The organism is Cupriavidus basilensis, from assembly GCF_029335485.1.
GTDB classification, from domain to species: Bacteria; Pseudomonadota; Gammaproteobacteria; order Burkholderiales; family Burkholderiaceae; genus Cupriavidus; species Cupriavidus basilensis_E.
The window spans coordinates 1-6,694 of record NZ_JARJLM010000152.1; the positions used below are offsets into that span (position 1 = coordinate 1).

The following is a 6,694-nucleotide window of genomic DNA, read 5'->3' on the forward strand; positions in this document are numbered from 1 at the left end:
CATGGCGACCTGCCAGCCGTTTTCCATTCAAGCCGGTCCCCTGCAAGCCAGGCCATCGTCGACACCGTTGCCTGCAATGGACCGAAAAGGCTTGCGACAGGGCGTTTTGGTGTTGGGTCTCAAAAAATGGCGGTTAATTGCATTAGAGCCATAAACGACAACCTGCCGTCGCGGTGATCGATCGTCATGAGCGCAATCCCGGCCCCAGGCTTCACCGCGCGGTCATCGCTGCCCCGCCAGCGCCAGAAGGAGCTTCTGCAGTAACTGCTCATGCTTCTCCAGCGCTTCGTCAAGCGTGTCGGCTCCATAGCTCTCGTTGCCTTCCGCCACCCGCCCGACGACACGCGTCACGAACAATGGGGTGTCCCTGGGAGGGGGTTCGGAAACCCCGCGAAAGCGGGTTGTGATCGCGATGCCAAAGTCTTCCAGCAGCGTGCGACGGAATAACACGTCGTTTTCGGCCATCCAGCGCGCCCACTCGGTCTGGTCCGATACCTGCACGGGCTGGTTCTTTGCATCCAGGATATAGAAGCGAGCCCATTTGGGCGACGCCGGTCGGGATCTCATACGGATGTCTGGCCAGCAGCCGGCTCAGCCTCGGGCGATCCGCTTCGCCATGCGTTCCGGCAAATCGCGCCGAACGGAAGTCAGACTGAAGTCCATCGTCTTGCCTCATCTTCTGGTTAAGCCGATGCGGTCATTTTGCACCGTCCCGGGATCCGAAGACATCTCGCGCGGCTTGGCGAGCCATTCCCGCGCCAACGCACCCGCCTGTGGTTGTCCGGACCCACCATGGGTAGCCGCGCCGCCGCCCGCACCAAGCCAGACCGGCTTCCCTGCCAGCCGTACCGTCTCCGGCGCTTTCCCCTTCATTTGGCGGCAGCGCCGGAGACAGGCAACGTATTGCCGCAGGTGGCAAGATCTGGCCGTTAATTGTATTAATACCGTCGAAACGGAGACCGCATTGCCCGGATTATTTGGCCTCCGGACGCTCGGCCGGAACCAGGATGACGTCTCCGCTAGCCACCAGCCGAAGCTCGCCGTCGCGCTGCGCAAACACGTCCGCCCGCGCGAACACCTGACGCTTGCCCGCCCTGGTCACGCTGGCGCGCGCCACGAAAGCCTGCCCCACGGCGGGCGCCATGCAGTTGACCGAGTAATGCGAGGCCAGCACCGGCCCCACCACCGTCGTGGCCGCGTAGCCGCAGGCCGTGTCGATCAAGGCGCCCAGCACCCCCGCATGCAGGAAGCCCGCGTATTGCGTGGCCTCTTCCTGCCAGGGCATGTGGAGTTCCGCCTCCCCCGCTTCCGCGCGAATCACCTCGAAGCCAAGCCAGCGATTGAAGGCAGCGGTCTGATTGACTGTCCTGAGCACATCCAGTGAATAGCCATGGGTCGTCATTGCATCACCTGAAAGAGTGGAAAAACCAAAAACAAAGAAAGCCGGCCGGGCCGGCGACGATCACTGCAGGGCGCGGAATGTCGCGTTGGCCCGGGCGCATGCCACGCCATCGGCGGTTACGAAGGCCTGCGCAAAGCACAAGGTGCTGCCGACCTTGGTGAAGGCGGTTTCAAAATGCAGCCATTGTCCGATCCTGGCCACACTGAGGAAGTCGATCGACAGATTGACGGTGACCAGACTGCGCGGCTCGGCAAATTGCATGCCGCATGACAAGCCCATGGCGTTGTCGGCCAGGGCCGTGATCAGTCCGCCATGGGCAAACCCGCGCGCATTGGTGTGTGCCTTGTCGAGCTTGACGGCCAGCACGATGGCCTGGTCCGAGCGGCTGGAGAAAAGCGGCTCCCACGGGTCCGTCAGCGGGCTGCGGCGGAAATGCCGCGTGAAGCCATCGGGTACGTCATCGGGTACGTCATCGGGTACGTCATCGGGTACGTCATCGGGTACGTCATTGGGAACGACGGCGGGAACAATGGCTTGCGTATCGGCATCGCCTGGCATCTGACTGTCTCCTGATCGGACTACGAGCCTGAATTCGGTTTCCGGCCCTGTTTTTAATGTAGACCAGTCTATATAATTCAGCCTGAATAGCAACCCCCTGCGACTACCGAGGACATCGACAGATGGCAGCCCAAGCCAAGCATCGGGACAAGATCGTCCGCTCCGCCGCTGTACTCTTCCGCCGCTACGGCTATGCAGCAAGCGGCACCAACGACATCGTCGCGCTCAGCGGCGCGCCCAAGGGCTCGCTTTATCACTACTTCCCGAGAGGTAAGGAGCAGATTGCCGAGGAAGTGATAGCGTACGCCGGAGAACTGGTGCGTTCGACGCTAGCCAGGCTGTGCGACGAGCATGATTCGCCGGGGGCCATCGTGCGCGCCTATAGCGCCTCGCTGGCGGGTTGGATGGCGGAATCCGGCTATCGCGACGGCTGCCCGATCTCGACCATCCTGCTGGAAATCGCTATCGAAGCCGAGGGCGTGGCGCAAGCGGGCAAGGCCGCCTTTGCCGCCTGGGAGGACGTGCTTGCGACGGCGTTCGAAGCGCGGAAGATCCCCCGCGCACGCGCCGTCGAGCTGGCCGGCCTGGCAGTCTGTTCCTGGGGGGGCGCCCTCGTCGTTGCCAAAGCCGCGCGCAGTAGCCAGCCTATCCAGCGCGTCGCCGAAACGCTGGCACGGCAACTCGATGATGCGGTGCGAGACGCCGGGCCGGAACAGACGGATTAAGGCGCGGCCCGGCTGATCGCAATGAACGCAAGCCGGTAGCGGCACCGCGCGCCTGCCCGGAACGGCCCGGGACCCGTTCGGAACGGCTTGAAACTGCCGGGAACAGATCAAAACAATGTGCTGCTCATCAACGCCTTGGCCACCAGTCCGGCCTCATCGGTGCCTTCGGCGTATACCGACACCTCGCTGACCACCTGGCGGCGCCCGCGCCTCACCACATTCGCCACGGCACGCAGGCTGACCGCGCGGGCGGCTTCGAGAAACTGGATGTTGAGCGAGCTGGTAGCGCCGCCGCGCAGATTGCCGGCATCGGCGCCGGAAGCGGCGGCGGCCGCGCCCGCCACGTCGATCAGGGTAGCAATCACACCGCCGTGGACGACGTCTCCCACCGTCACGTTGGCCGCGCTGAACGGCAGCAGCAACTCGACCTGATCGACGGCCAGTACATCCAGCCGGATGCCAAGAGCCCGCGCCACGGGGGAGCCCATCAGCACCTGCTCCACGGTTTGACGAATGCGCGCATCGACAAAAGCCGTGGAAGCGGCAACAGCAGCGCTAGCGGCGCTGGACAAGGCGGGAAACAGCGACGACATTGTGGGCTCCGGCTTGGAATGGTCATGACAGGCCCAGCTTAGGCGCCCCGCGGCAAGCACTCAATTACCTCGCAAGTCATTGGCGCGCAGCACGCGCAAGGAGGGGCATCGCCAGTCGCTGCGCCGTTCCCGGGCCATCGCCGGCAGCCGTTTATAATGTGCGGCCATCAGCCCCGCCTTCCCGCCGCATGCCGTCAAACCCGCAAGACACCAGCCAGCCAGCCCCCCGATCCAGCGCGCAGCCGGCGTCGCAAACCGATGCGCAACGCGGCGAAGAAGGCCTCTTCGACCGCCCGGACAGCCCCTGCATCGGCATCTGCTCCACCCTGTTCGACGAGATCTGCCAGGGTTGCGGCCGCAGCGCCATGGAGGTCAGCAACTGGGTCTTCATGAACGACGCGGAAAAACAGGCGGTGTGGGAGCGCATCACGCGCGAAGGCACCGCGCGGCGCTTCCGCCAGGACTGAACCGCCGCCGGCTGTCCTCAATCGCCTGCCACGGAAATGTCCCCGCTCACCGGACCGGACAACCGCTAGCGCCCCCAGCGTGGTGCCGGCCGTGGAACACGCCGTATCGGGCACCTAAAACCCAAAGCCCCCAGATGCCTGTCCACTTGGACAGCGGGGCCTCCATCGTCATTGGCCCGATCCCAGGGGCCAACGCAAGCTCATCGGCGCAATTTGCGCCGGTGACGCATCGAAATCTCCCCATTCGCTATCAACGGCATTGATTGTCACAGCATCCCGGCAAACTGCGTAAAAACCCGAGGCGCTTGGAAGTGATGGTCACATCATGGCGAGCGCGCCGTCGGCCCGCCCCGGGCCGCGTGGCGGGCGCTGCCGCAAGGCTGGCAAATTTCAGAACCGGCTCAACGCCCGGCCGGTCCCGCGCCTTCAGTCTGGTGCAAGCAGGCCAGTCAAATGTATGCCAGCCAGTCATGAAGACGTCACTTCCGGCCCATAGCATCTGGCGCTTTGCAAAACCACCAGAGTGACCCACCCCATGCGCCTGTCCATCCTGAGCACCGCCCTGCTTGCCGTCACCATGCCCGCCCACGCCGACCTGATCATCAGCGAATACGTGGAAGGCACCTCCAACAACAAGGCAGTCGAGCTGTACAACCCCGACGCGACACCGATCGACCTGTCGCAATACAAGCTCCAGCAGTACAACAACGGCGCCACCGCGCCCACCACTTCCTTTGCGCTCAGCGGCACGCTGGCGCCCGGCGCCGTGTACGTGCTGGCCCATACGAGCATGGCAGCAACGCTCGGCAGCCGCCTGAACCAGGTTGCCGCGTTCACCTTCAACGGCGACGATGCGCTGGTACTCACCCGCGGCAGCACCGTGGTCGACCGCTTCGGCCAGGTCGGCGTGCAGCCTGCCGGCGGCGCCTGGGGTACAGGCACCTCCACCACCAAGGACAACACGCTGCGCCGCAAGGCCGGCCTGACCACCGGCGACACCGACAGCACCGGGGCCTTCGATCCGGCCCTGCAGTGGGACGGCTTCGGCACCGATGTCTTCACCGACCTCGGCTACTACAACAACATGCCGGCGCCGGTGCCTCCGGCCACGGCACAGTGCGGCGCGGCTGCCACGCTGATCGCGGATATCCAGGGCGCGGGAGCCGCGTCCCCGCTGGCCGGGCAGACGGTCGAAGTCGAGGCGGTGGTGACCGCCGACTATTCCGGCGCGGACGGCTTTAGCGGATTCTTCGTCCAGCAAGCCGACGCCAAGCGCCAGAACCGCCCCGGGGTATCCGAAGGCCTGTTCGTGTACGCGCCTTCGGCAAACGCCCGCGCCGGTGACCTGGTCCACCTGATCGGCAAGGTCGAAGAGAAATTCGGCCAGACACAACTGACGCTCGGCAGCGCCGTGGCGGTTTGCGCGAGCGGCCAGTCGGTCAAGCCCGCAGAGATCTCCCTGCCGGTGAAGACCGCGCAATCGCTCGCGGCCTACGAAGGCATGCTGGTGGAACTCAAGCAGACCCTCACCGTCAGCGAAACCTATGAACTGGGCCGCTATGGCAGCGTGCTGCTGAGCAACGGCCGCCTGCCGATTCCTACCAATGTGGCACTGCCCAAGGACGGTGCAGCGGCCCAGGCCGCGGCCAATGCACTGAATCGCCTGGTGCTCGACGACGGCTCGAACAAGCAGAACCCGGCCGTAGTGCCCTACCCGGCGCCGGGCCTGAGCGCATCCAATACGCTGCGTGGCGGCTATACCGTCGGCTATGTGCAGGGCGTGCTGGAGATGCGCTATGGCGGCTGGCGCGTGCAGCCCGTGCCGGGCGCCGCCGCGCCCGCCTTCCAGGCAACCAACCCCCGCACCAGCGCGCCGGCGCGCGACGCCCAGGCCGACATCCGGGTGGCTTCCTTCAATGTGCTGAACTATTTCAACGGCGACGGCAAGGGCGCGGGCTTCGACGACCCCAACAATCGCGGCGCCAAGACGCTGGCCGAATTCGAGCGCCAGGAAGCCAAGATCGTGGCGGCCCTGAAGGCCCTGAACGCCGACGTCGTCGGCCTGATGGAAATCGAGAACGATGGCTATGGCGAATTCAGCGCCATCAAGCGGCTGGTCAGCAAGCTCGGCCCCGACTGGCGCTTCGTCGACCCGGGCGTGGACAAGCTGGGCGGCGATGCCATCAAGGTAGCCCTGATCTACAACAGCCGCACCGTGGAACCCGCGGGCAAAGCCGCCACGCTGGCCATCGACGACAAGAACCGCCAGCCGCTGGCCGGCACCTTCCGCATGATTGGCCAGACCCGCAAGATCACGGTCGTGGTCAACCACCTGAAGTCCAAGGGTTGCACCGGCTCCACGGGCGCTGACGCCGACCAGGGCGACGGCCAGAGTTGCTGGAACCCCACCCGCCTTGCCGCCGCCGGCAAGATCGCCGACTGGCTCGCCACCTCGCCCACCGGCGTCGCCGATGACGGCAAGCTGCTGATCGGCGACCTCAACAGCTATGCCAAGGAAGACCCGATCCGCCTGTTTGCCGACAAGGGCTACGGCGACATGGTCGCGAGCTTCATCAAGACCAGCCCCTACAGCTATGTCTTCGGTGGCGAAGCCGGCTATATCGACCATGCGCTGGCCGATGCCACCGCTGCCAAGCGCATCAAGGCAGTCCATGAGTGGCACATCAATGCCGATGAACCCATCGCGCTCGAATACTCGGTGGCCTTCAAGAGCGCGGAGCAGCAACAGTCGTTCTACGCGCCGGATGCGTATCGCTCCTCCGACCACGATCCGGTCCTGGTGGACCTGGCGTTGCGCGACGACAGCGCCAGCGTCAAGCCCGACGGCGAAAACACGGGTACCGGCAGCACGGGCGGCACCACCGCCAGCCAGGGTGGCGACACCGGCGGCGGCGCGTTCGATCCGTGGATGCTGCTGATCGCGGCAGC

General features: G+C 65.2%; 7 protein-coding genes. 3 read left to right on the plus strand and 4 right to left on the minus strand.

Features of this window, described 5'->3' with window-relative positions; all coding sequences use genetic code 11:
• Window positions 1-222 precede the first annotated feature (222 nt).
• The 3 genes from P3W85_RS08650 to P3W85_RS08660 all read right to left on the minus strand — a co-directional run bounded on the left by P3W85_RS08650 (window position 223) and on the right by P3W85_RS08660 (window position 1,960).
• Window positions 223-567, minus strand: coding sequence for a hypothetical protein (locus P3W85_RS08650; protein WP_017225944.1), 345 nt, complete (start codon window positions 565-567; stop codon window positions 223-225).
• A 406-nt stretch (window positions 568-973) separates the two neighbouring features.
• On the minus strand, window positions 974-1,402 hold the full coding sequence (locus tag P3W85_RS08655; protein ID WP_276264464.1) for a PaaI family thioesterase: 429 nt from the start codon (window positions 1,400-1,402) through the stop codon (window positions 974-976).
• Window positions 1,403-1,462: 60 nt separating this feature from the next.
• On the minus strand, window positions 1,463-1,960 hold the full coding sequence (locus tag P3W85_RS08660; RefSeq protein WP_276264465.1) for a PaaI family thioesterase: 498 nt from the start codon (window positions 1,958-1,960) through the stop codon (window positions 1,463-1,465).
• A gap of 122 nt (window positions 1,961-2,082) precedes the next feature.
• Here P3W85_RS08660 and P3W85_RS08665 point away from each other — a divergent pair, with 122 nt between their 5' ends.
• Entirely contained in the window at window positions 2,083-2,685 is a 603-nt protein-coding gene (locus P3W85_RS08665) for a TetR/AcrR family transcriptional regulator (protein WP_276264466.1), read from the plus strand.
• A gap of 107 nt (window positions 2,686-2,792) precedes the next feature.
• On the opposite strand, the gene P3W85_RS08670 is transcribed toward P3W85_RS08665, so the two are convergent.
• Window positions 2,793-3,278, minus strand: coding sequence for a PaaI family thioesterase (locus tag P3W85_RS08670; protein ID WP_276264467.1), 486 nt, complete (start codon window positions 3,276-3,278; stop codon window positions 2,793-2,795).
• A 188-nt stretch (window positions 3,279-3,466) separates the two neighbouring features.
• On the opposite strand from P3W85_RS08670, the gene P3W85_RS08675 reads away from it, so the two are divergent.
• Both P3W85_RS08675 and P3W85_RS08680 read left to right on the plus strand, forming a co-directional pair.
• A complete protein-coding gene (locus P3W85_RS08675) occupies window positions 3,467-3,745 on the plus strand; it encodes a DUF1289 domain-containing protein (RefSeq protein ID WP_276264468.1) in 279 nt (92 codons plus the stop codon).
• Window positions 3,746-4,280: 535 nt separating this feature from the next.
• Window positions 4,281-6,694: ExeM/NucH family extracellular endonuclease (locus P3W85_RS08680; protein WP_276264469.1), on the plus strand; the 2,414-nt coding region annotated here is incomplete at its 3' end.